The 23,393-nt window shown below is 38.8% G+C and carries 20 protein-coding genes; 12 read left to right on the top strand and 8 right to left on the bottom strand.

The genetic code is table 11. From position 1 onward, the window contains the following. The first annotated feature begins 46 nt into the window (after positions 1 to 46). Positions 47 to 1,087 carry an NADP(H)-dependent aldo-keto reductase gene (locus tag ACOKFD_RS10905; protein ID WP_422857958.1) on the top strand — a complete coding sequence of 347 codons (1,041 nt, stop codon included), beginning with the start codon at positions 47 to 49 and terminating at the stop codon, positions 1,085 to 1,087. A gap of 3 nt (positions 1,088 to 1,090) precedes the next feature. Here the strand turns inward: ACOKFD_RS10905 and radA are convergent, their stop codons facing one another. Continuing rightward, entirely contained in the window at positions 1,091 to 2,455 is a 1,365-nt protein-coding gene (gene radA / locus ACOKFD_RS10900) for a DNA repair protein RadA (protein WP_422857957.1), read from the bottom strand. A 377-nt stretch (positions 2,456 to 2,832) separates the two neighbouring features. On the opposite strand from radA, the gene ACOKFD_RS10895 reads away from it, so the two are divergent. Continuing rightward, the gene (locus tag ACOKFD_RS10895; protein WP_422857956.1) at positions 2,833 to 3,825 is read left to right on the top strand and encodes a hypothetical protein; all 993 of its coding nucleotides are present in this window, start codon (positions 2,833 to 2,835) and stop codon (positions 3,823 to 3,825) included. 95 nt (positions 3,826 to 3,920) lie between these two features. Here the strand turns inward: ACOKFD_RS10895 and ACOKFD_RS10890 are convergent, their stop codons facing one another. From ACOKFD_RS10890 to panC, 4 genes are read right to left on the bottom strand one after another with little or no spacing between them, the layout of a single operon-like run. Then, the gene (locus ACOKFD_RS10890; RefSeq protein ID WP_422857955.1) at positions 3,921 to 5,063 is read right to left on the bottom strand and encodes an alpha/beta hydrolase; all 1,143 of its coding nucleotides are present in this window, start codon (positions 5,061 to 5,063) and stop codon (positions 3,921 to 3,923) included. Between the two features lie 26 nt (positions 5,064 to 5,089). Then, entirely contained in the window at positions 5,090 to 6,055 is a 966-nt protein-coding gene (locus tag ACOKFD_RS10885; RefSeq protein WP_422857954.1) for a lysylphosphatidylglycerol synthase transmembrane domain-containing protein, read from the bottom strand. A 2-nt stretch (positions 6,056 to 6,057) separates the two neighbouring features. Then, on the bottom strand, positions 6,058 to 6,408 hold the full coding sequence (gene panD / locus ACOKFD_RS10880) for an aspartate 1-decarboxylase (protein ID WP_106143590.1): 351 nt from the start codon (positions 6,406 to 6,408) through the stop codon (positions 6,058 to 6,060). Positions 6,409 to 6,421: 13 nt separating this feature from the next. Continuing rightward, a complete protein-coding gene (panC, locus tag ACOKFD_RS10875; protein WP_422857953.1) occupies positions 6,422 to 7,270 on the bottom strand; it encodes a pantoate--beta-alanine ligase in 849 nt (282 codons plus the stop codon). 102 nt (positions 7,271 to 7,372) lie between these two features. Here panC and ACOKFD_RS10870 point away from each other — a divergent pair, with 102 nt between their 5' ends. The 6 genes from ACOKFD_RS10870 (at position 7,373) to ACOKFD_RS10845 (ending at position 16,938) form a co-directional block, all read left to right on the top strand. Next, on the top strand, positions 7,373 to 8,182 hold the full coding sequence (locus tag ACOKFD_RS10870; RefSeq protein ID WP_422857952.1) for a glycogen/starch synthase: 810 nt from the start codon (positions 7,373 to 7,375) through the stop codon (positions 8,180 to 8,182). Between the two features lie 5 nt (positions 8,183 to 8,187). Next, the gene (locus ACOKFD_RS10865; RefSeq protein WP_422857951.1) at positions 8,188 to 10,062 is read left to right on the top strand and encodes a DUF4270 family protein; all 1,875 of its coding nucleotides are present in this window, start codon (positions 8,188 to 8,190) and stop codon (positions 10,060 to 10,062) included. A gap of 102 nt (positions 10,063 to 10,164) precedes the next feature. After that, positions 10,165 to 12,012 carry a glutamine--fructose-6-phosphate transaminase (isomerizing) gene (gene glmS / locus ACOKFD_RS10860; protein WP_422857950.1) on the top strand — a complete coding sequence of 616 codons (1,848 nt, stop codon included), beginning with the start codon at positions 10,165 to 10,167 and terminating at the stop codon, positions 12,010 to 12,012. Between the two features lie 207 nt (positions 12,013 to 12,219). Continuing rightward, on the top strand, positions 12,220 to 14,982 hold the full coding sequence (locus ACOKFD_RS10855) for a TonB-dependent receptor (RefSeq protein ID WP_422857949.1): 2,763 nt from the start codon (positions 12,220 to 12,222) through the stop codon (positions 14,980 to 14,982). A gap of 163 nt (positions 14,983 to 15,145) precedes the next feature. Further along, entirely contained in the window at positions 15,146 to 16,654 is a 1,509-nt protein-coding gene (gene atpD / locus ACOKFD_RS10850; protein WP_422857948.1) for a F0F1 ATP synthase subunit beta, read from the top strand. A 5-nt stretch (positions 16,655 to 16,659) separates the two neighbouring features. Further along, positions 16,660 to 16,938, top strand: a complete 279-nt coding sequence (locus ACOKFD_RS10845) for a FoF1 ATP synthase subunit delta/epsilon (RefSeq protein ID WP_298996675.1) — start codon at positions 16,660 to 16,662, stop codon at positions 16,936 to 16,938. Positions 16,939 to 16,987: 49 nt separating this feature from the next. Here the strand turns inward: ACOKFD_RS10845 and ACOKFD_RS10840 are convergent, their stop codons facing one another. After that, the gene (locus tag ACOKFD_RS10840) at positions 16,988 to 17,518 is read right to left on the bottom strand and encodes a GNAT family N-acetyltransferase (RefSeq protein ID WP_422857947.1); all 531 of its coding nucleotides are present in this window, start codon (positions 17,516 to 17,518) and stop codon (positions 16,988 to 16,990) included. A gap of 37 nt (positions 17,519 to 17,555) precedes the next feature. Here ACOKFD_RS10840 and ACOKFD_RS10835 point away from each other — a divergent pair, with 37 nt between their 5' ends. Genes ACOKFD_RS10835 through bioD form a run of 3 tightly spaced genes read left to right on the top strand, consistent with a single transcriptional unit; the run spans position 17,556 to position 19,707 of the window. After that, the gene (locus tag ACOKFD_RS10835) at positions 17,556 to 18,710 is read left to right on the top strand and encodes an aminotransferase class I/II-fold pyridoxal phosphate-dependent enzyme (RefSeq protein ID WP_422857946.1); all 1,155 of its coding nucleotides are present in this window, start codon (positions 17,556 to 17,558) and stop codon (positions 18,708 to 18,710) included. After that, on the top strand, positions 18,710 to 19,096 hold the full coding sequence (locus ACOKFD_RS10830; protein ID WP_422857945.1) for a DUF2007 domain-containing protein: 387 nt from the start codon (positions 18,710 to 18,712) through the stop codon (positions 19,094 to 19,096). The genes ACOKFD_RS10835 and ACOKFD_RS10830 overlap by 1 nt, the downstream gene beginning before the upstream one ends. Then, the gene (bioD, locus tag ACOKFD_RS10825) at positions 19,093 to 19,707 is read left to right on the top strand and encodes a dethiobiotin synthase (protein ID WP_422857944.1); all 615 of its coding nucleotides are present in this window, start codon (positions 19,093 to 19,095) and stop codon (positions 19,705 to 19,707) included. The genes ACOKFD_RS10830 and bioD overlap by 4 nt, the downstream gene beginning before the upstream one ends. Here the strand turns inward: bioD and ACOKFD_RS10820 are convergent. Beyond that, positions 19,699 to 21,174, bottom strand: a complete 1,476-nt coding sequence (locus ACOKFD_RS10820; RefSeq protein ID WP_422857943.1) for an ArnT family glycosyltransferase — start codon at positions 21,172 to 21,174, stop codon at positions 19,699 to 19,701. The genes bioD and ACOKFD_RS10820 overlap by 9 nt on opposite strands. After that, positions 21,167 to 21,904, bottom strand: coding sequence for a glycosyltransferase (locus ACOKFD_RS10815; RefSeq protein ID WP_422857942.1), 738 nt, complete (start codon positions 21,902 to 21,904; stop codon positions 21,167 to 21,169). Before ACOKFD_RS10815 ends, ACOKFD_RS10820 begins: the two co-directional genes overlap by 8 nt. A 190-nt stretch (positions 21,905 to 22,094) precedes the next feature. Here ACOKFD_RS10815 and bioA point away from each other — a divergent pair, with 190 nt between their 5' ends. Beyond that, a complete protein-coding gene (gene bioA, locus ACOKFD_RS10810) occupies positions 22,095 to 23,381 on the top strand; it encodes an adenosylmethionine--8-amino-7-oxononanoate transaminase (protein ID WP_422857941.1) in 1,287 nt (428 codons plus the stop codon). Positions 23,382 to 23,393: the final 12 nt, after the last annotated feature.

The raw sequence follows: 23,393 nt of genomic DNA, 5'->3' as shown, positions 1-23,393 counted from the left end.
TTCGATAAGGATATCTTATTTTTGAGGCTTTCAAATTGAAAATTGCATGAAATACACCAGAATTCCCCATACCAATATTAGAATAAGCAAGATTTGTTTAGGAACCATGACCTTTGGAAGGCAGAATAGCGAAGAGGAAGGCCATGAGCAAATGGATTATGCTTTGGACCAAGGCATCAATTTTTTTGATACTGCTGAGTTGTATCCAGTTCCAGCCAAAAAAGAATTGTACGCAGTTACAGAGGAATTTATTGGGAGTTGGTTCAAAAAAACGGGGAATCGCGATAGAGTGGTATTAGCCTCAAAAATTGCAGGAAGGGCTGATTTCACCAAACATATTAGGACTACAGGTTTTAGCAGGGATTCCATCATCAAAGCAGTTGAAGGAAGTTTACAACGACTGCAAACGGATTATATCGATTTATACCAGCTGCATTGGCCAGAACGAAATACCAATTATTTTGGGCAAAGAGGATTTGATGCCCACGCCCTGGATATGTGGGAAGATAATATTCACCAAGTTTTGGAGACGTTGAGAGACCTTAAAAGTGAGGGGAAAATTCGGCATGTGGGTCTATCCAATGAAAGTCCTTGGGGAACCATGCGTTTTTTGGAAGAGAGCAAAGTACATGAGAGTTTGCCCAGAATGCTAACCATACAAAACCCCTACAGTTTGCTAAACCGTTTGTTTGAAGTAGGACTTTCTGAGGTATCCATCCGGGAAAGCATTGGTCTACTCGCCTATTCTCCTTTGGGATTTGGGGTGTTGAGCGGCAAGTATTTGGATGAAATACAGCCCCGAAAAGGCCGAATTACGCTGTTCCCGAACTACAATAGATATAGCGGTCCCATCTCCGTAGAAGCTACGAGAAAGTACAATGATTTGGCCAAGGCCCATGGATTGAGTCTAGCTCAAATGTCTTTGGCTTTTGTGAACACACGCCCTTTTGTTACCAGTAACATTATTGGAGCAACCACGATGAACCAATTGAAAGAAAATATAGAAAGCATTGATGTTGACCTTTCAGATGAGGTTTTGGATGGAATCGAGGAAATCCATAACGCCATACCGAATCCAGCGCCTTAGAGCTTAGCCAAATAGGTGGGACACGACGTCCTCAATCTTGGAAACCAACTGCACCTGGATATTCGGATTCTTTAAGCCTATTTTATTGTTTTTAGACACATAAATGGTTTGAAAGCCCAGTTTTTCGGCTTCTAAAATACGTTGGTCTACTCGTTGCACTGGTCGTATTTCCCCGGCAAGTCCAACTTCGGCGGCAAAGCATACCCCTTTTTCAATAGGAATATCGGAATTGCTGGATAAAATGGAAGCCATTACCGCTAAATCGATGGCAGGGTCATCCACAGAAATACCCCCTGTAATGTTTAAGAAAACATCTTTCGCCCCCAATTTAAAACCCGCTCTTTTTTCCAAAACGGCCAACAACATATTCAAACGTTTGGCATTGAAACCTGTTGCCGAACGTTGAGGTGTACCATACACAGCGCTGCTCACCAAAGCTTGAATCTCAATAAGTAGTGGACGCATACCTTCTACCGTAGCTGCGATTGCCGTTCCACTTAGGTTTTCGTCGTTTTTGGAAATCAATACTTCGGAAGGGTTGTTCACTTCGCGAAGTCCACTGCCCTGCATTTCGTAAATGCCTAATTCCGCTGTGGAACCAAATCGGTTTTTAAGAGAACGGAGGATGCGATATACGTAATTTCTATCCCCTTCAAATTGCAGCACGGTATCCACCATATGCTCCAAAATCTTGGGTCCTGCAATATTTCCATCTTTGGTAATATGACCAACAAGAATTACCGGAGTATGGGTTTCCTTGGCAAATTTGATAAGCTCAGCGGTACTTTCCCTAATTTGGGAGATACTTCCTGCTCCAGAATCTACATAATCGGTATGCAGGGTTTGGATGGAATCGACGATGACCAAATCCGGTTCCAACGCTGTTATTTGTTGAAAAATGTTTTGGGTTTTGGTTTCGGTAAGTACAAAGCAGTTTTCGCTTGATGGTAGGATGCGGTCTGCCCGCATTTTGATTTGCTTTTGACTTTCCTCTCCTGAAACATACAATGTTTTGTAAGGCAGCTTTAAAGCTATTTGAAGGAGCAAGGTACTTTTTCCAATACCGGGCTCACCGCCAAGTAAGGTCAACGAACCAGGAACCAATCCACCACCCAACACACGATTGAACTCCATATCTTGGGTGTCCAACCGCAATTCTTTCTCCTGTGTAATTTCTGAGACTCTTACTGGAGAACCAGCTCTTTTCGACGTAGGCGTAGAACTTGATTTCCAAGAAGTTTTTTCCTCTTTTTGAATAACTTCTTCCACAATGGTATTCCATTGTTTGCACGAAGTGCATTGTCCAATCCATTTTGGGTATTGGGCGCCACAATTCTGACAAAAAAAAGAAGTTTTTACTTTGGCCACTTGCCCAAAATTTGAGGCTAAAGATAGTATAAAGTACTCAACTTGTTTTTAGGGATTAGTAACCGAAATGTGCTTTTGGGACATCAATTTTTCCAATCGAAATAAATTTTCTTAGTTTACAAAACGAATATTTGGTTGCCCATATCTTGAAATGACGAATACCTTTTAAATTTTCCGCTCTTTGCGCTGAGAAATGCAATACAGCAATCTTTATTTCAATGAGACTGAAATTCAAATTCGAGTTTTACTGCTGATTATCATTTTAAGTTACATAGATTAAGTTCTGTTGATAATTCTACTGTCTTTGGTTATTCCAAAAAACCAGGAGAACTAGAATCCGGGAGAGCTTTTTAAATATTTTAATTTATCTGATATCAATGAGCAATAGAAAAGAAATTTCAAGTGCTTTTTTAGTGAATGATGAATGGTTAATTATCCATTCTGGAAATGATTGCTTTTTAATCCATGCGAAAACCGGTAAGACCTTCAAGCAGTTTAATGAAAGGTATATTGGGGTATTTAATGGGGTTTTGTCTCCTGACAAGAAGAAAATAGCCCTTGGAAGTATTGGAACATCAGCTTTTATATGGCATTTGGAACTTGATGAAGTACTTAGTTTAGGGGCCAGTACTACTAGTGCCAGAGCATTGGGGTGGTTAGGTGATAAGACTGTAGTTTTTTCAGCAATATATGGAGGTGTTGTTACCGTTGATATAGAAGAATTTAAGAAAAACCACAGCGAAATAGAAGACCGTTACCCAAACGCTTCGGGTCATTATGGAATAAAGTATTATGATGGGGAAGTATTTGAAGATGATATGTTGATGGAAGTTCAACTTGATTTTCGCGCAAGTGATTTCTTTTCGTATAACAAAGACAACAGGGTTATAGAGTTGCTGGAAGGAGAGCAGTTAAATGTATACACCCTAAAAAACAAGACAAAGATTGACCCTACGGAAATAGATTTTGAGATGGAAGGATACTATCTCCATTATCCAAGAGTATTGGTATGTAATCAAAATCTCATAGTAGTGAATAAGAAAAAGCTAGACATACTGGATATTGATACTGGGAAAAGACTGAATGTATGGGATTTGGAAAAAGAAGACGTGTATACATTTAACAATATAGAGAAAACGAATTTGTACACGTATAACAAGACCAATCTTGAAAAATGGGATTTAAAAAGTGGAAATAGATATCATATCTGGACTGGTCGTGGAGCGAAAGACTTTTCAATAACAAAAAATCTTCTTTTGATTCATAGCAGGGATAATTACATAGAACTAATAGATTTAAATTCCAAAAAGAGTTTGCTAAAGATTGCTGTTTTCCCAAAAGAAAGTGACTTAAAACCACGAATAATTTGACTCAAATTCTTTCAAAAAGAGTATAGTTATGCAAAAAGAATTACTTCGTTTGAATAAAGGTGAAAATAGCTTGTTATGAACTACATAATGGTATTTCAATATCCGAAATCAGCCTTAAGTGCATCAATTTTTTCAAGAGCCATATCCTTGGTCAAGAAGTCAATTTCTTCCATCTGAAACGCTTTTTCAAAGGTTTTGAAAGCTTTCTTTGGCTCTCCCAATTGTTCGTAATACTCGCCTTCAAAATAAAAGCCCAACATGGTTTCAGGGTACTCTTTTTTACAGATTTCCGCCAAGGGTTTCAAGGACTCAAAATCCTGTTTTTTAAGAGAAGCTGCATAAATGGCCATAATATCATTGAGCCCCACCGATTTTTTATACCCTAAAAGTTCCTCAATTCTGGCATAGCGTTCCTCCAGATATTGGAAAACTGGCTCATTGGAAGTCAATATTTCTGTCTTGTATTCTTTTGGACTTATGGGTCTGAACATTTTGAAAACATTATCGAATGCTTTGCTTATGCCATAGGTCGCAATTGAAATATGGTCTGCATTGTCATATTCATCAAAATAATAATGCAAAGATTCCTTATCTATGGATTTAATGGCATTGTTCATTTGAAGAATTCGTTGCCGATCCTCTGTCTTTTCTTTTTCAAGAATGATGTTGTAAAAGATTTCTTGATCTAAATCTGAAAGACGCGCAGGAACGCGACTTTCCATATCAGTCGCCAAAACGGGAGACACAATCACATAACTATTGAAATAGGATCTATCCTTGAATAAAAAGTAATTGCCAAAGTTGGCGGTAAGGTCATATCCCACAAACATTTTGAAAGGGGCAATATTATATTGGGTCTCCAAATAAGCAATAAGTTCAGTGCCCAAGAACTCATAAAACTTGGCACCTTTTTCTGTAGGCAAACCTGTGGACTGCTCAAAGTCGCAGTCATCCCAACGCAAATCATTTTCTGATTGATGGACACCTACCACAATGGCTTCGGGCATTCTGCTATGGGCACCATACACTTTTGCGTTCGCCACAACAACGTCAAAAAGATAATCCGCATCGAGAACAACAATCAAAGGGTATTTCTTGTCCTCAGAGTAATTCTCTGGGAAATAATAGGAAATGTTTCTTCTTTCCTGAAGCTTAAAAGATTCAAAGATTTCTTGTTTTACCTGACCGGCAAGGCTGAGGCTAACCATGCCAATAAGCAGGAACAGATATTTTTTCATTTGGTTAAGTATAAGATGGTCGGGGTCTACCGATTTCTATTCAATAACGGTAGTACCATAAAGGATATTGTACCAAAAACGACCACCATCAAAGTCTGTGCAGTCCACATAATCCATCCGTAGGCATCTCCTGAAGTTTTACTGATGCCATAAACGGATAAAGCCGCGGTGACGACAATAGGGAAAAGTCCCAAACCACCATTGGTGGTTGCCATGGCGAAAGCGCCAGCAACGAAGGCGACTAAAAAGGCGCCTAATGGTAGTTCTGTGGTTTCCGGCACAGTGAATTTAATGACCCAGAACATCCCAATATAGCAGGCCCAAATAAAGAAAGTGTGAAAGATGAAAGCCCCCCGGCGCTTCATTTTGAAAATACTCATAACTCCATCAAGAAGTCCGTTTAAAAAGGTCTTGATTTTTAGGGCGAAGCTTGAGGTAGATTTTTTTATGAGTCGGATTGCAATAACAAGTCCGAGTACACCTACCAAAAGCAAGACGAGTGACCCAACAAGTCCAATTCCATTTTCTTCCAAAATGCCTAAAATTACATCAGTCTGGACCAGAAGAGCTGCAGTTATGACCAAGAGTAACATAATTACATCAACAATTCTTTCCGTTACTATGGTGCCAAAACCTTTTTCAAAGGGAACTTTTTCATAGGTGTTAAGAGCTGTGGCCCGCAGAATTTCCCCAGAACGAAGAACCAAGGTATTGGCAAAATAACTGGTAAGTATAATTAGAATGTTGTTAATTAGTTTTGGACGATATCCCAGGGGTTCTAAAAGGTAGTTCCATCGAATAGCTCTAGAAACATGGCTAAGGATACCGATAAAAATGGATAAAAAGACCCAGATAGGATCTGCACTTTTAATGGCTTCAAAAATTCTAGCCCTATCATCTGGAGTTGTGGAAGTGTAGGAATAGTATACTAGCCCCAATCCAATTAAAATGGGGATGGCGATTTTGAGAAACTTTTTTAAGGAGGTGCTCAAAACTAGTTTAGCCTATTGGTTTCCTCGTTGGGGAATACTAAGGCAGGATTGAAAGATTTAGCCTCTTCAATGCCCATCCAAGCATAGGTTATCAAAATAAGTACATCACCTACTGCAACTTTACGTGCAGCGGCCCCGTTTAGGGTTAGTTCACCAGAGCCCCTTGGCCCTGGAATGGCATAGGTTTCCAATCGTTCCCCATTGTTATTGTTCACGATCTGGACTTTTTCTCCCCGAATTATATTGGCAGCGTCCATCAAATCTTCATCAATGGTAATACTACCAATGTAATTGAGATCGGCCCCTGTGACCTTTACTCGATGTATCTTGGATTTTACAACTTCTACCTGCATGGCGCAAAATTAATTAATTGAGTTTTAGGTTGTCTATTAAACGAACGTCATTCGCATAAACGGCAATAAAAGCTCTATATTCTTTGTTCTTTTCTTTTGTTTTTATGGGCAGCAAAGTATCTTCATCCGAAATGCTGAAATATTCCAATTCAAAATCCTCATTCTTTTCAAATTCCGACCCTACCCAATTCAATACATGTTTTGCACTTTCCGTGCCAAACTTTTGCTTGGCAGTTTTCAGAGTATTGTATATAAAACTGGCCTTTTGTCGTAATTCCGTGCTCAGTCTTTCGTTTCTGGAACTCATGGCCAATCCATTTGGCTCGCGCTCTATAGGGCAACCTATAACTTCAACACCAATGTTGTTCTTTTTCACCAACTTTCGGATAACCTGAAGCTGCTGAAAATCTTTTTCTCCGAAATAAGCTTTGTCGGGCGATACTGTTCGTAAGAGTAACTCTACAATCGTACCAACTCCTTCAAAATGCCCCGTTCTAAATCTTCCTTCCATTACTTGATCCAGTCCCTCAAAATCAAATGTTTTTGACTGTATCTTGGAATCATAAATATCATCGATTGAAGGGGCAAAAACGATAATCTCATTTGAGAGCCCATTTAAAAGCTGAACATCGCTTTCCAAGCTTCTGGGATATTTGTCTAAATCGTTGGGATTGTCAAATTGGGTTGGGTTGACAAAAATACTCACAACTACCTTCTCGTTTTCAGCAAGTGCCTTTTTAACCAAAGATAGATGTCCCTCATGAAGGGCGCCCATTGTGGGAATCAGGCCCAAAGTCTGGTCTTGCATTTCCTTTGATTTAAGGAAAGAAGAAAGGTCTGTTTTGGTGTAAAAAATTGACATTCCGAGTATTAAAAGCGTGCAAAAATACTATAATTACTGGTAATCAGCATAATTTTTGTACTTTTGCAGCTACGTTTTTCGGACAAGCAAAAAAACGACTTTATGAATGGAAAAAAGATATTGTTTGTATCTTCTGAATTAGTGCCTTACCTCCCTGAGAACCAAGTCTCCTTAATGTCTTACGAAGCCCCTAGAATGGTAAATAGCAATGGGGGTCAGATACGCATTTTTATGCCCAGATACGGCAACATCAACGAGAGAAGACATCAATTACATGAGGTAATCCGTTTGTCGGGAATGAATCTGGTGATCAACGATATGGACATGCCGTTGATTATCAAGGTTGCTTCCATACCCAAAGAGCGTATTCAGGTGTATTTCATTGATAACGATGAATACTTTAAAAGGAAAGCTACTTTTACTGATGCTGACGGCAATCTTTTCCCGGATAATGATGAAAGGGCCATATTCTTTGCAAAAGGAGTGGTCGAAACGGTAAAGAAGTTAAATTGGTCCCCGGATATTATCCACGTCCATGGTTGGATGGCTTCCTTACTCCCATTATACCTAAGAAAATATTATGCGGATGAACCTTTGTTCGCGGATAGTAAGATTGTATTGTCGGTATATGAAAATGGATATGAAGGAGAGCTTGACAATAAGATGAAGGATAAGATTAAGTTTGACGGGATTTCCGAGGACAGTATTGAGCCACTTTCCCAACCCGACTATAATAATTTGTTAAAGGTTGCCACCGATTATTCTGATGCCATTATTTTAGCTTCGGAAGGTGTTTCTGATGACCTTAAGGCACACATAGATGACTCTTCCAAACCAGTTTTGCCCTATGTCTCACTTCAAGAGGCAGAAGAGGCTTATACCAATTTTTATAAGACTGAGGTTTTAAAATAGAAGACATGCAAAATTTGAAAGGGATTAAACCTTTGGTGTATGCCATGGTTTTGGGTGCGATGTTGGTTTCATGTGAAGAGGATTTGCGCACCATTGGAGACGGAGTAGTGGCCGGTGAGCCTTTTACCACGGGTCGAGAAGTATACGATGTTTTTGCCTTTAATAAAGGAGTACAGGCTGTACAAACCAATAGATTACCACTATATCAGTTGGGAACATATAATGATCCTCTTTATGGTAGAAGAAATGCAAGTATAGTTTCTCAAGTAACGTTTCCGAATAATGCAGCTAATCCAACATTTGGTGACTTTAGCCAAGAAGTGGAGGATAATGCAGATTCAGATGATAATGAAGCAACTATACCTGAAAATGAAACGGTAGTTGAGGTAATATTGTATCTGCCTTTTCAACTTCCTCCGACTTCTAATCGAGATACAGATGGCGATGGTGTCGAGGACGAAATTGAACGTACCGAAGCTGATAGATTAGACCCTAATTCAGATTGGGATGAAGATGGTGTAAGTGATAACGATGAACGTATTTTGGGCTCTAATCCTTTTGACGCAAGTGAGGATGGTACAGGAGATGATTTTGTAGCGAATACTTTTCCTAGAAGATTTGCTTTGGATAGTATCTATGGTAATAGAAACCAAGAAGTCAATTTGAGAGTTACACGTTCCAATTTCTTTTTAAGAGACCTTGATCCAAATACCAACTTTGAGGAGGCCCAGGAGTTTTTTTCGAATCAAGATTTTTCAGGTTTTGAAGGAGAGGTTCTTTACGATAGCTCTAATCCTAATCAAGAACCACTTGCCGTAAGTGATATGGAGATACTTGTTTTTCAAGAGGATGACCTGGATACGGCAGATGTAGATGAATCTGAGATTGTAGAAAATAGATTTAATCCAGGACTCCGAATCCCTTTAGACAACGATTTTTTCCAGACAAACATTTTGGATAAAGAGGGACAATCCGAACTATTGAGCGTGGCTAATTTCTCTGACTTTTTTAGAGGAATACGTATTTCTGGAAATGACATGCAGGACCTTTTGTTCCTTTTCGATCTTACTCAGGCAACCATAACAATTACATATAATTTTCAGGATTTCAATACCACGGATGATACTGTTGAAACCGTGGAAAGAGAATTTATTTTCAATTTACTTCAGGGAGCCAATGGAGTCATTGCCGCTGGAAATGCAGTGAACACTTATGAAGATGAAATCTTACCGGGTAATATTTCCAATCAATTGGATACTGGAGAAAATGCCTCTCGAATTTATTTGAAAGGAGGAACCGGGGCAATGTCCGAAATATTACTTTTTGGAGATGAGGAAGAAACCGATGGAAGGGGTCAAACCTTTATAGAAGATATACGGTCAAACAATTGGATCATTAACGAAGCCAATTTGGTTTTTTATGTTGATAGGGAAGCGCTTTCTGCTGTTAACGGAACCGAGGAGCCTCCAAGATTGTATCTTTATAATGCGGAGACAAATCAACCCATTTACAATTTTCTTACGGACCCTGACCTTACAGAAGTGTTTGAGCCGCTTACCATTTTGCCAAGTTATGATGCATTGTTGGAACGTGAAGGAGATTTGGGATTACGGTATACTGTTAGAATTACAGAACATATTAATAATATTATTGTACGGGATTCTACCAACGCCAAGTTGGCATTGGCGGTATCTTCAAACGTAGGCATACCTTTCGTACAAGAAGGAGTAGGAGTTGGTACATCGGGCTCCACAGATATTGATGTCCCCATAATGTCTACAATCAATCCTTTAGGTACTATTTTGTTTGGAAGCAATGTTCCTGCTTCCGAAGAAGATAAAAAATTAAAGCTTGAGATTTTTTACACAGAGTCCAATTGATACCTTTCATGGATTTTTTACGTTATATAACTTAATGTAGCTTTTTTTTTACGTAATCATTTTACTTTTGCATAAAATATAAACTTCCAAATTACTTTTTCTATGTGTGGAATTGTAGGGTACATAGGTCATAGAGATGCCTATCCGATTATAATTAAGGGATTGCAAAGACTGGAATACAGAGGATACGATAGTGCGGGGATAGCACTGTACAACGATAGTCAAATTGTAGTATCTAAAACCAAAGGAAAAGTCGACGACTTAAAGGCAAAGGCGGAAACATCACACAATACAGAGGGTAGTTTGGGATTGGGGCACACAAGATGGGCCACCCATGGGGTTCCTAATGACACCAACTCACATCCCCACTATTCAAATTCTGGCGATCTGGTAATTATCCACAATGGAATCATTGAGAACTATGAATCCATTAAAAAGGCACTTATCTCACGAGGATATGAGTTTCAAACAGATACAGATACGGAAGTTCTTGTGAACCTCATTGAAGAAGTCAAGAAAAAGGAAGAGGTCAAATTAGGACAAGCCGTTCAAATCGCACTCAACCAAGTAGTAGGAGCATATGCCATAGCGGTTTTTGATAGAAACAAGCCAGATGAGATTGTAGTGGCAAAGTTGGGAAGTCCTTTGGCCATTGGAATAGGCGAGAATGAATATTTTGTTGCTTCTGATGCATCTCCATTTATCGAATACACGAATAACGCAGTGTATTTGGAGGATGAAGAGATGGCCATTATCCGTCTGGGTAAAGAAATAAAATTGCGTAAAATAAAGGATGACGCAATTGCTTATCCCGATATTTTAGAACTTCAATTGAATTTGGAGGAAATAGAAAAAGGTGGGTACGATCACTTTATGCTCAAAGAGATATACGAGCAACCACGAGCAATATTGGATACATATAGAGGACGTTTACTTGCCGACCAGGGGATAATACGAATGGCGGGCATTGACCAAAACCTTGAGAAGTTTCTGAATGCCAATCGTATTATTATCGTGGCTTGTGGAACATCTTGGCATGCAGGCTTGGTTGCCGAATATATTTTTGAGGATTTAGCAAGAATTCCTGTAGAAGTAGAATATGCTTCTGAATTTAGATATAGAAACCCGGTTATCACAGAAAATGATGTTCTAATTGCTATATCTCAATCTGGAGAAACTGCTGATACTTTGGCAGCCATAAAATTGGCCAAAGAGAAAGGTGCATTTGTGTTTGGTGTTTGTAATGTAGTGGGATCATCCATTGCTAGAGAAACACATGCTGGAGCCTATACTCACGCTGGACCCGAGATTGGGGTGGCTTCAACAAAGGCATTTACCACTCAAATTACAGTATTGACATTGATTGCCTTAAAACTTGCAAGCGAAAAAGGAATCTTTTCTTCACCTCAGTTCCATGAAATTTTGACAGAGCTTGAGAGTATTCCAAGTAAGGTAGAAAAGGCATTGGAGTCCAATGATCTTGTCTCTCATATCGCTGATATTTATAAAGATTCAACAAATTGTCTTTACCTGGGAAGAGGGTATAACTTTCCTGTAGCACTGGAAGGAGCTCTAAAATTAAAGGAAATCAGCTACATCCATGCCGAAGGATATCCAGCCGCGGAGATGAAGCATGGTCCAATTGCTTTAATAGACGAGCAAATGCCAGTAGTGGTAATTGCCACTAAAAAAGGACATTACGAAAAAGTAGTAAGCAATATCCAAGAAATAAAATCAAGAAGTGGGCGTATTATCGCTGTAGTCACAGAAGGCGATAAAACAGTCAAAGAGCTTGCAGACCATGTTGTGGAGGTTCCAGAAACAAATGAATGCTTGACACCTTTATTGACCACAATACCACTGCAATTGCTCTCTTACCACATAGCTGTTATGAGAGGATGTAATGTAGACCAACCTCGGAACTTGGCAAAGTCGGTTACTGTAGAGTGACCTTAACAAATACAATAAAAGTGAAAAAGGCTCCTGAAAAGGGGTCTTTTTTGTTAAAATCACATTGATTGCCTCATTTTTTTGGCGAAAAAGTATTATGCATGCATAATTTTTTTCAATTTTGTACCAAGCGAACCAAAAAAAATGTATATTCCGCTTCCAAAGTTTTACTTATCCTTAAAACTAATTTAACTCAAATTCAAACTAATGAAAAAGCTTATAATTTTTTCCATGATGCTATTTGGAGCAGCTACCTTCGCCCAAACCACAGTGACTGGAAAAGTAGTTGATGACAACAACGAACCCATACCAGGTGCCAATGTGGTGCTTGTTGGAAAAGCAGAGGGAACTACGGCAGATTTTGATGGGAATTTCACATTTAACACTTCGGAAGAACCACCATTTCAGTTGAGGATTACTAGTGTTGGGTTTTCTGATTTTTTAGTGGAGATAACATCAAACAATCAAAATGTATCTGTTACCCTTGCGGAGTCTTCTACTATATTGGATGAAATAGTGATTTCCGCTTCAAGAACACCAGAACGAATTTTTGAATCTCCAGTTTCCGTAGAGCGTTTTGGCTTAAAGGATATAAAAAATACTACGGCAGAGTCTTTTTATGGAGGACTTCAAAACCTTAAAGGAGTAGATATCAATACCAACAGTTTAACGTTTCAGTCAATCAACACAAGAGGTTTCGCAACTTTTGCGAACACCCGGTTTTTGCAGTTGGTGGACGGGATGGATAACTCCGCTCCGGGATTAAACTTTGTTTTGGGAAACTTGGTGGGGATGTCCGAACTGGAAGTACAAAGTGTGGAGATTCTACCCGGTGCCTCTTCCGCATTGTATGGAGCTGGCGCATTTAATGGAATTCTTTTTATGACCAGTAAGAGTCCGTTTGATTTTGAAGGAATTAGTTTCTACGCCAAAACAGGACTAACTTCCCAAGAAGCGGCAGGAGATAACCAATATTATGATATAGGAATAAGAGCAGCCCACGCCTTTAGTGATAAATTGGCTGTAAAGGCCAACTTGTCTTTCTTGCAAGGTGAAGATTGGCACGCTGTTAGAACGGATGATATCAACAGACCAGGTGCGGATAGAACCGATCCTGCTTTCGATGGATTGAATATCTACGGAGACGAAGCTTCAACAATTCTAAATTTTGATTCTGCAGCAGGATTACCAGCTGGAACTATAGGTTCAGCAGAGGTTTCTCGTACAGGATATGAAGAAAGAGATTTAGTGAACTATGGAGCTCAAAGTGTAAAAACAGATTTCTCTATATACTATAGACCTTTCGCAGATGATTTTGAGATTATATACCAAGGAAGAATAGGTAGAGGTAATACTATTTATCAAGGTGCCAATAGATATGCGGTAAGAGGATTTAATTTACAACAACATAAAATTGAATTCAGGAATGATAATTTCTTTTTAAGAGGGTACATAGTTTCTGAAAATGCCGGGGATTCTTACGACACAAGATTTACGGGTCTAAACATCAATAACCGATGGAAATCAAATACGCAATGGTTTACTGATTATGCGGGCACTTATATTCCTACTTTTTTAGGAGGCATTCAACAAGGAGGGCTTACCAGAGAGCAGGCTTCTACAGCAGCCCATGCCGCGGCTAGGCAAGCTGCTGATACTGGCAGATTGATTCCAGGTACACCAGAATTTCAAGCTGCGTTTGATGCAGTTACTGCCGATGGCGATTTGACCACGGGTTCTCGTTTTATTGACAATACTAAGTTTCGTCACATCAACGGAAACTACAACTTAGCTCACCTTATCAACAATTGGGCGGATATTCAAGTAGGAGGTTCTTTCAGGGAGTATGAATTAAATTCTGAAGGAACTATATTTACAGATATTGATGGTCCTATCTCCTATAATGAGTTTGGCGCGTATACACAATTGCAAAAGAAATTCTTGGATGATAGATTGAAGTTTACAGGTTCGGTTCGTTACGATAAAAACGAATTTTTTGATGGCTTCTTTTCGCCAAGAGTGGCATTGGGATATACAGCTGGAGCCAATAGAAATCATAATATTAGAATTTCAGCACAGCAAGGTTTCAGAAACCCTACCACCCAAGATTTGTTTATTGGATTAAACGCTGGAGCTGCCATTTTGGTAGGATCAGCTCCTGATAATTTGGATAGGGATATCAGAACATTTGACGTAACTCCTGATGGACAAAATTTGATTGGACAATCTACTGTTGAAATATTGGGTAGAGCGGCATACGAAAATGCGTATTCAGTAAGTTCGGTAATAGCGGGAGCTCCCGAAGTAGCCAATGCCGAACTTGTACAACCAGAAGAAATTATCACTTTTGAAGCAGGGTATCGGGGCCAAATAGGAAAGTTCACGATCGATTTAAGCGGTTATTTTAACCAATACAGCAACTTTATTCTTAATCAAAATGTATTTGTTCCGTTGTATGGAACTGCTGGAGATAATGGCCTTTCTTTACTCGCATTACAAAACGGAGATAGACGAGTGTATCAAACATATACCAACCTAACCGAGGATGTGGATTCTTGGGGCGCTACTATTGGTGTTGACACCAAAGTATTTGGAAATTTTGATTTAGGTGTGAACTATACCTATGCTGATTTTGATTTTGATAGAGAAAGGTTCCCAGATTTCCTTACAAGTTTCAATACACCAGAACACCGAGTAAAGGCTTCTTTTGGAAATACAGAGTTATTTAAAAACTTTGGTTTCAATTTTAACTACAGATGGAGTGATAGCTTCTTATGGGAGGCCACATTTGCAGTTGGCGATGTACCGGCCTACTCAGTTTTGGATGCACAAATCAACTATTCGGTTCCAAGTATAAAATCAGTATTCAAAGCAGGAGGATCCAACCTTTTGGCGGATGAATATTTCCAAGCCGTAGGTACTGGTTTAATCGGAGCTATTTATTACGTTTCATGGACCATAAATCCATAATTTTTGACAACAACTCAAAGATGGGGCGCCGACAAAATCGGCGCCTTTTTTATTGCTATAAAAAAGGTTGTTTTCGTTTCTCTTTAAAGAAGTAAAAGTATATCTTTGCAGCCGAAAAAATCGATAGATTTTTTATCCTATTCAATTAAAAATTAATAGAGTAATGTCTAAAGTTACAGGTAAAGTTGCCCAAATTATTGGCCCGGTCATTGATGTAGAGTTTGAATCCGGAGTAGAAATCCCAAAGATTTATGATTCCTTAGAAATTGCTAAGGAAGACGGCTCTAAACTGGTATTGGAAGTTCAATCCCATATTGGAGAGAATACCGTGAGAACCATCTCTATGGATTCAACTGATGGATTGAGCAGAGGAGTTGAAGTACATGCGACTGGAAACGCTATTCAAATGCCTATTGGAGAAGAGGTTTATGGACGACTTTTCAATGTAATTGGAGATGCTATCGATGGTCTTGAAGATTTACCAAAAACTGGGGACAATGGTCTTCCAATTCACAGAGAAGCACCAAAATTTGAGGATCTTTCCACTTCTACCGAAGTTTTGTTTACTGGAATTAAGGTGATTGACCTAATTGAGCCGTATGCCAAAGGTGGAAAAATTGGATTGTTTGGTGGTGCAGGTGTGGGTAAAACTGTATTGATTCAGGAATTGATTAACAACATTGCAAAAGGTCACGGGGGTCTTTCCGTATTCGCTGGAGTAGGTGAAAGAACTCGTGAAGGAAATGACTTGCTTCGTGAGATGTTGGAATCTGGAATTATTAAGTATGGAGATGACTTCTTACACTCCATGGAAGAAGGTGGATGGGATTTGACTAAGGTTGATAAAAAAGCCATGAAAGAATCCAAAGCAACTTTCGTTTTCGGTCAGATGAACGAGCCTCCTGGAGCTAGAGCCCGTGTGGCACTTTCTGGGTTAACGATTGCAGAATACTTCCGAGATGGAGCTGGAGATGGACAGGGTAAGGACGTTCTTTTCTTCGTAGACAATATTTTCCGTTTTACTCAAGCAGGTTCTGAGGTATCCGCTCTTTTAGGTAGGATGCCATCTGCGGTAGGATACCAACCTACTTTAGCAACCGAAATGGGTGCTATGCAGGAAAGAATTACATCCACTAAAAAAGGTTCCATTACTTCTGTACAGGCGGTATATGTACCTGCGGATGACTTAACTGACCCTGCCCCTGCAACAACCTTTGCTCACTTGGATGCTACTACGGTACTTTCACGTAAAATTGCAGAGCTTGGAATTTATCCAGCAGTGGACCCATTGGATTCCACTTCAAGAATTTTGACGCCAGAGATTTTGGGAGACGAGCATTATGGTTGTGCACAGCGTGTTAAGGAGTTGTTGCAACGATACAAAGAGCTTCAAGATATTATTGCCATCTTGGGTATGGAAGAACTTTCTGAAGAAGATAAATTGGCCGTTGGTAGAGCAAGAAGGGTTCAACGTTTCTTGTCACAACCGTTCCACGTGGCGGAGCAGTTTACAGGTATTCCAGGGGTTTTGGTTGATATCAAGGATACCATCAAAGGGTTCAATATGATTATGGATGGTGAGTTAGATCATCTTCCAGAATCTGCATTCAACCTTAAAGGTACCATCCAAGATGCAATCGAGGCCGGAGAGAAAATGTTAGCAGAAGTTTAGTAGATATGTATTTAGAAATTGTATCGCCCGAAGCTACTTTATTTTCAGGAGAAGTAACCTCAGTTACCGTTCCTGGAATCAACGGTGAATTTCAAATGCTTCAAAACCACGCACCTATTGTTTCTTTATTGGGAGAGGGTGATGTTAAGGTGCAAGGGAACATTGAAATCCATGAAGACTTTCAGACCAAGTTTACCCAAGGTGCCAATGGCGAAACCTTACTATCCATAACTAGTGGAACAGTGGAACTAAAAGATAATAAAGTCATTGTTTTAGCAGACTAGTTCGTCTACAGAACATAATAGTATAGAAAAAAGCCGCTAAGCGGCTTTTTTATTGCATTACAATCAATGACCATTCCTTGCCATCTGAACGGTAGTTTTTGAGTTCTACAAACCCAATAGCTCTATGAGCATCCATAGAACGTTGGTTTTTGGCATCAACCTCGGTAATAATTGCGTCAAAACCCTCAGGCAAGAACGCCTTCATATTTGCATATAGTTTTCTGAACAGTCCTTTGCCTCTATATGTTTTGGCAATACAGATTTGTCCCATTACCATATAATTGCTCTTATTTTTCACAACCTTGTTTATTTCATAAAACATAGGTTTTAGTATTTCAATGCTTTCCGAAAATATAGGATGCATACAAAGAGCATACCCAACAACCTTTTCATTTTCAACTGCAATGATATGCTGGCACTTATCGTTCATTTCCTTCAGGAGTTCTAAAGAATGCTCAACGGTAAGAAAACCATCTTTGATCATCTCGTTGTTAGATAAGTTTTTAGGTAGATTTTGTTGCTGCAGTGCTAGAATTTGTTCTAATTCCTGAGTTGTTGAAGCCTGTTTATATGCAATCATTGCAAGCCTATTTCAATAAAGATAGTACTTTTGAAATATGCCAAATTTTCCATCAAAACTGGAGAAAAAACTTCAAAAGAGAAGAGCAGAAAATGCATTTAGGGAGTTACCTAAAAGCCATAGGCTAGTAGATTTTTCTTCCAATGATTATTTGGGCTTGGGACAATGTGATTGGATTGTTACAAAGGCAGAAAGTTTGTTGGAAAGCAGACAGATACAACAGCATGCGGCCACTGGCTCCCGTCTGCTGACTGGAAACCATCAATTATACGATGAATTGGAAGATTTCTTATCCAAGTATTATACTTCTGATGCTGCACTGGTTTTTAATTCAGGGTACGATGCGAATATCGGATTCCTGTCTTCAGTGCCCCAAAAAGGGGATTTAATTCTCTATGACGAATTGATACATGCAAGCATTCGGGAGGGGATTTCCATGAGCAACGCAAAGAGCTATAAATTTGCTCATAATGATTTAAAAAGCTTAAGAAGTAAGGTGAATACTTTGCTTGAAACACAATCAAGAAGTGATGACCAAGAGGTTTATGTGGTTACCGAGTCTGTTTTTTCAATGGACGGAGATTCTCCGAACCTAAAAAGTCTAGCAGATTTTTGTTCAGAACAGGGATTTCATCTTATTGTGGATGAAGCCCACGCCATTGGTGTTTTTGAAAAAGGTCTGGTGGACAAGTTAGAGATAACAAACAAGATTTTCGCTAGAATTATAACCTTCGGCAAAGCTTTGGGCAGTCATGGTGCTGCTGTTTTAGGAAGTAAGCCGCTGAAGGATTATTTGGTAAATTTTGCGCGTAGCTTAATTTATACCACTGCTATGCCTCCGCATGCCCTTGCAATTATATTGGCAAGCTATTCTTTTCTGGAAGACGAAGGCGCAAAAAGGCAAAAACAACTGCATTACAATATTGATTTCTTTAAAAAAGAACTGCAAAGATTGAATTTAGCAAGCTTTTTTCTGGGTAGTGACTCCGCCATCCACTGTATGTTGATGCCTGGTAATCAGAAAGTAAAGGAGTTGTCACGTATTCTATATAAAGAAGGCTATGACGTTAAACCTATTCTTTCGCCAACCGTAAAAGAAGGAGAGGAACGGTTACGGTTTTGTTTACATTCACACAATTCTGAAAAAGAAATATCAAAAGTATTGTTACTCATAAAAGAACAACTAGAATAATGGAATCTGAGTTTCACACATTAGGAACATTTGAATTCCCAGCGGATGTTCAAATCATAAAAGGGAAATTGGAATCCGAGGGAATCCCAGTTTTTTTGAGGGATGAAACAACCATAAACTCAGATCCATTAATAAGCTCGGCCATTGGCGGAGTTAAACTACAGGTGTATACCTCTGATAAGGTAAGAGCTGAAGGGATTTTCAATGAAATCCGCAACTATGCGACCGATAATAACGGTAACCCAATTGTATGTCCCAATTGCAAGGCTGCCAAATCAGAAATATACTATTCGAGAAAAGGAATCTTCTACAAGCTTTTTCCTTTTTTTGAACCCAAAAAATATAGATGCATGAATTGTAACTTTATCACAAAGCCATCATCATGATAGTATTTGTTACTGGAATCTCAACCGAAGTTGGAAAAACTGTTGCCTCGGCCATTGTGGTTGAAGCCTTGGAAGCAGATTATTGGAAGCCTGTACAAGCAGGCGACTTGGATAACTCGGATAGCCATAAAATAGAAAGGCTAATATCCAATACAATAACCAAGATTCACCCTAATGCATATGCACTGAACACTCCAATGAGTCCTCATGCTGCAGCTGAGATTGATGGAATTAGAGTGGATTTGGAAAAAATTAGTCCTCCTAAAACGGAAAATCACTTAGTTATTGAAGGTGCAGGCGGCCTACTGGTACCATTGAATGAAAAGGATACGATAAACGACTTAATTCATCACAATTACAAAGTAATTGTAGTTTCACGCCATTATTTGGGAAGTATTAACCATACGCTGCTTACCATAGAAAAGCTTCAGCAGAAGAATCTAGATATTGGAATAATCTTTAGTGGAGATGAACACCCAACCACTGAAAGCATCATATTGAGTAAAACAAATGTTTCCTTTTTGGGAAGAATAAATGAAGAAGTAGATTTCGATAAGGAAGTTGTAAAAAGATATGCAGCTGAGTTCAAAGCGACCCTAGAATTATTCTAGTCTTTTATAAATCATAGCACCATCTACCGAATCTAGAACTTTATAGTTGTTTTCTAAATAGGCGTTTATAAATTGGTTGGCATCCTTTTCTTTTTTATCGAATATCCTTCTATTTTTCCGGGTAACTACCAAAGAAGGTCTAACGGTTTTCATGATATGTTTTAATTCTTCAATGCCAGTTTCTCTTGGATTTTCGTAAGCAAAAAACATTTCATCCTTAAGAATATTACTAGGTTGTGTAGCCGCCTTTGTTGGTGGTTTTGTATCCAACAACCAGTACCCAATATGATATCCGGTAAAGAGAATAGTTTCATGGGAAATCTCTTTTTCAATTAAATACTTTGGGACTTCAATGCCTTCACCATTAAAGAAAGAACCTTTTTCAATCTTATTTTTTCCTAGAGTTATATATTCCAAATAGGTTTCAACAGGGACCAGAAAAAGAAGAATGGGGATAAGAATAACCTTCTTTCTCATATTTGAGAAGGATAGTGTAGAGAGAAATGCTCCTATTAAAGGAAGAAGTACGGGATACAATAAAATTAAATAATGACCATTAATTCGACCTCCTCTATAAAAAGCGACAAGTATACCTAAGGTCGATATGGTGAGAATGAGCGAGGTTCTTTGATTAAGATCAAGAATGTTTTTCCGTATGGAATAGAATAGAAAAAAGCCTACAGGCAAAATGAATGCAGATAGTTTAATCAGAGAATCCTGTCTAGCGCCGGCATAATTGAGAGGGGCCAATATTACAGATTTCCACCATAGCTCGGACAAACCGGCAAGATAATAGGGTAGATAGACTAAAAAAATAAGAGTCAATATTCCCAACCCGTAAAAAAAACCGTTGGATAGATTTAGCTTGATTTGGTTTTTTGATACTTTCTTTATCAAGGCGTAAAATCCTAAAAAAAGGCCAACATAAGCTACATTTAGTTTGATCATTACGGAAACCCCAATAAGTAAGCCAATCACCAGCCAATTTTTCCATCGAAGCTTGGAAGAAGAGATTAACCAAAGGGAAGGGGTTAGAACGGCCATTACCAGATGTTCTGACATAACTCCTTGAAGACTACCAAATAGACTTTGGAGAACTATGCATAACAAACCCATAAACAGGCTTATTTTTTTTGAAGCGATTTTGCTGGTGAGCTTATACGTGAAGAAGGAAGAAATGGTGATAAGCAATACCCCGAAAAAACGAATGGCAATAAAACTTTTCCCAAAGCAAAAGATAATGGCGGCAAAAAAGAAAAAAGTCAGAGGAGGCTTAATATCCCATAATTCAGTATATGGGAGGTAACCATCTACCCAGGATTGCCCCATTAAAATAAAAGTGCTTTCGTCTCTATCAATATAGTCCCTAAAGAAAAAGGGAAATCGAACCCAGAGGGAATAAAGAAAAAGCAGCAGTAAAATGCTTCTTCCGTTAAGATTTTCAATCCAGTTGGAAAGTCTATCCATTCTTGAGGTGTTTATTATGAACACGCCAGATGAGTAATAAATCTATCCAAAGTTTAAAAAAATATGAGAGCTTGACTTTGGATTCTCCTTTATCAATCCAACTTTTTACAGGAACCTCTTCCATAAAACGAAGTGCTTTTTCCCTTCCAAAGTGGTTGAGTATGCGAGAAAAAATCTCAACATCAAATAACCATCTGGAAACAAAAGGGTCTTTAAATGCGATTTGTGCAATTTCTTTGGTAAATACCTTGCACCCACATTGCGTGTCATAAACCTTGATATGAAGAATCCAGGATATTATGGAGGCAATTATTCGTCCAAAAAGGAAACGATGGAATTTGCGTTCCACAGTAGAGCCTATTCTTAAAATTCTTGAAGCAAAGACTAATTTCTTACCCTGTTCAAGATACGGGAGATATGAAGCGCACTCCTTTAAGGAAGTGGCTAAGTCTGCATCTAGATATGCATATAGATCTGAAGAATTTTTTGCAGTAAGGGTGTTGATTGCAAACCGAATACTTTCAGCTTTGCCTTTATTGACCTCATTTTTTAAAAGGATGACAGAGGCTGGAAACTTTTTTTTAAGATTTTCAAGAGTCTCATAAGTTTCATCAGTGGAACCATCGTCCACAAAACAAATCTTAGTGTTGTTATGATTAGACAGGAACTTGTCATAATCACCGATAGGCAAACGAGAAAACTCGTTATAGCAAGGGATTACTATAATCAATGAGGTTGATTTTGGCGCTAAAATACAAATATGAAAAAAAAGGATGTTTGAAAAGGGTGAAATATGCTACAGAAAATAATTGTATTGTAACTTATTTTATATGGCTTTTGTCATTACGAAGCCTTTAAGAACGAGGAACGTTTAAAGCAACCTTTTTTTATCATATTTGCAAGATAGATAAAATGAAGTTTTGAAGAATCCAAGAGAATTGGAAAAATTGATAGACAGGGACAAGAACCATCTTTGGCACCCACTCACACAACATAAAACCGCCCATCCGCCATTGGGCATTGTAAAAGCAGAAAAAGCACTTATATGGGACGAAGATGGAAAAAGCTATATAGATGGAATTGCTTCTTGGTATACTGCCATGTTTGGGCATAGCAACCCATATATTGTGGAAGCCATGATCCAACAGATGAGGGAGCTGGATTTTGTCATGTTCAGTGGATTTACACATGCTCCTGCGGTAGAATTATCCGAAAAATTGATTGGAATACTACCAGGCAATCAGACCAAGATTTTTTTTAATGACAATGGGTCAACAGCAATTGAAGCTGCTATTAAAATGGCCATTCAATACCATCACAACAAAGGTGAAAAGCGGGACACTATTATTGCCTTTGAAGATGGATTTCATGGTGATACGTTTGGGGCAATGTCAGCTTCGGGAATATCCAGTTACAACGGACCGTTTGAGGATTTTTTGTTGAAAGTGATTCGGGTTCCAGTGCCAACAGAAGATAATTTAGAAGCTGTGTTGAGAGAATTGGATAAGATACTGGAAGAAAACCTATGTTCGGCTTTTGTTTTTGAACCTTTGGTTCAAGGAGCTGCAGGAATGAAGTTCCATTCCGCTGAAGGTCTGGATCAAATGATTGCTGCGTGCCAAAAATCAGGAGTGCTTTGTATTGCGGATGAAATTATGACCGGTTTTGGGAAAACAGGAAAAAATTTCGCATCAGAAAACTTGACCCATGCTCCCGATATTATTTGTTTGAGCAAGGCGCTTACTGCTGGAATGTTTCCATTGAGCATTACCAGCTGTTCCCAGGCTGTTTTTGACGCATTTTTAAGTGATGAGGTTTCTAAGGGGTTTTTCCATGCCCATACTTATAGTGCCCACCCATTGGGTTGTGCTGCTGCTTTGGCTAGTATAGAATTACTGAATTCAGAAGAAATTTTGAAACAAAGAAATTATATCACTGAGCAGCACGAAAAATTTACGCAACATATTCAACTGCATCCCAAAGTAAAAAATGCCCGTAGTATGGGTGCGATTTTTGCTTTGGATTTAGCGGTGGAGACAAGCCGTTATGGCTCACTTCGAGATACCATTTATCAGTTTTTTATGAACCAAGGCGTAAATCTACGTCCTTTAGGGAACACCGTTTATACACTGCCTCCATATGTGATAACCGATGCGCAATTAAAGCAGATTTATACTTCTATTGAAGATGCCTTGGAAATTATATGAGTTTGTAAGAAA

The organism is Flagellimonas ulvae (assembly GCF_049333175.1).
In the GTDB taxonomy this organism is placed as follows: Bacteria; Bacteroidota; Bacteroidia; order Flavobacteriales; family Flavobacteriaceae; genus Flagellimonas.
The sequence above is the reverse complement of the archived record's forward strand: the minus strand, read 5'-3'. Positions and strand labels throughout refer to the sequence as shown.

Coding starts and splice junctions, on each gene's coding strand:
- panD (WP_106143590.1), bottom strand. CDS start 6,408: ATGCAGGTAGAAGTTGTAAAATCCAAGATACATCGAGTAAAGGTCACA.
- ACOKFD_RS10890 (WP_422857955.1), bottom strand. CDS start 5,063: ATGAAAAAATATCTGTTCCTGCTTATTGGCATGGTTAGCCTCAGCCTT.
- ACOKFD_RS10865 (WP_422857951.1), top strand. CDS start 8,188: ATGCAAAATTTGAAAGGGATTAAACCTTTGGTGTATGCCATGGTTTTG.
- ACOKFD_RS10835 (WP_422857946.1), top strand. CDS start 17,556: ATGCCAAATTTTCCATCAAAACTGGAGAAAAAACTTCAAAAGAGAAGA.
- atpD (WP_422857948.1), top strand. CDS start 15,146: ATGTCTAAAGTTACAGGTAAAGTTGCCCAAATTATTGGCCCGGTCATT.
- ACOKFD_RS10840 (WP_422857947.1), bottom strand. CDS start 17,518: ATGATTGCATATAAACAGGCTTCAACAACTCAGGAATTAGAACAAATT.
- ACOKFD_RS10820 (WP_422857943.1), bottom strand. CDS start 21,174: ATGGATAGACTTTCCAACTGGATTGAAAATCTTAACGGAAGAAGCATT.
- bioD (WP_422857944.1), top strand. CDS start 19,093: ATGATAGTATTTGTTACTGGAATCTCAACCGAAGTTGGAAAAACTGTT.
- ACOKFD_RS10830 (WP_422857945.1), top strand. CDS start 18,710: ATGGAATCTGAGTTTCACACATTAGGAACATTTGAATTCCCAGCGGAT.
- ACOKFD_RS10870 (WP_422857952.1), top strand. CDS start 7,373: ATGAATGGAAAAAAGATATTGTTTGTATCTTCTGAATTAGTGCCTTAC.
- ACOKFD_RS10895 (WP_422857956.1), top strand. CDS start 2,833: ATGAGCAATAGAAAAGAAATTTCAAGTGCTTTTTTAGTGAATGATGAA.
- ACOKFD_RS10905 (WP_422857958.1), top strand. CDS start 47: ATGAAATACACCAGAATTCCCCATACCAATATTAGAATAAGCAAGATT.
- ACOKFD_RS10855 (WP_422857949.1), top strand. CDS start 12,220: ATGAAAAAGCTTATAATTTTTTCCATGATGCTATTTGGAGCAGCTACC.
- glmS (WP_422857950.1), top strand. CDS start 10,165: ATGTGTGGAATTGTAGGGTACATAGGTCATAGAGATGCCTATCCGATT.
- ACOKFD_RS10845 (WP_298996675.1), top strand. CDS start 16,660: ATGTATTTAGAAATTGTATCGCCCGAAGCTACTTTATTTTCAGGAGAA.
- panC (WP_422857953.1), bottom strand. CDS start 7,270: ATGTCAATTTTTTACACCAAAACAGACCTTTCTTCTTTCCTTAAATCA.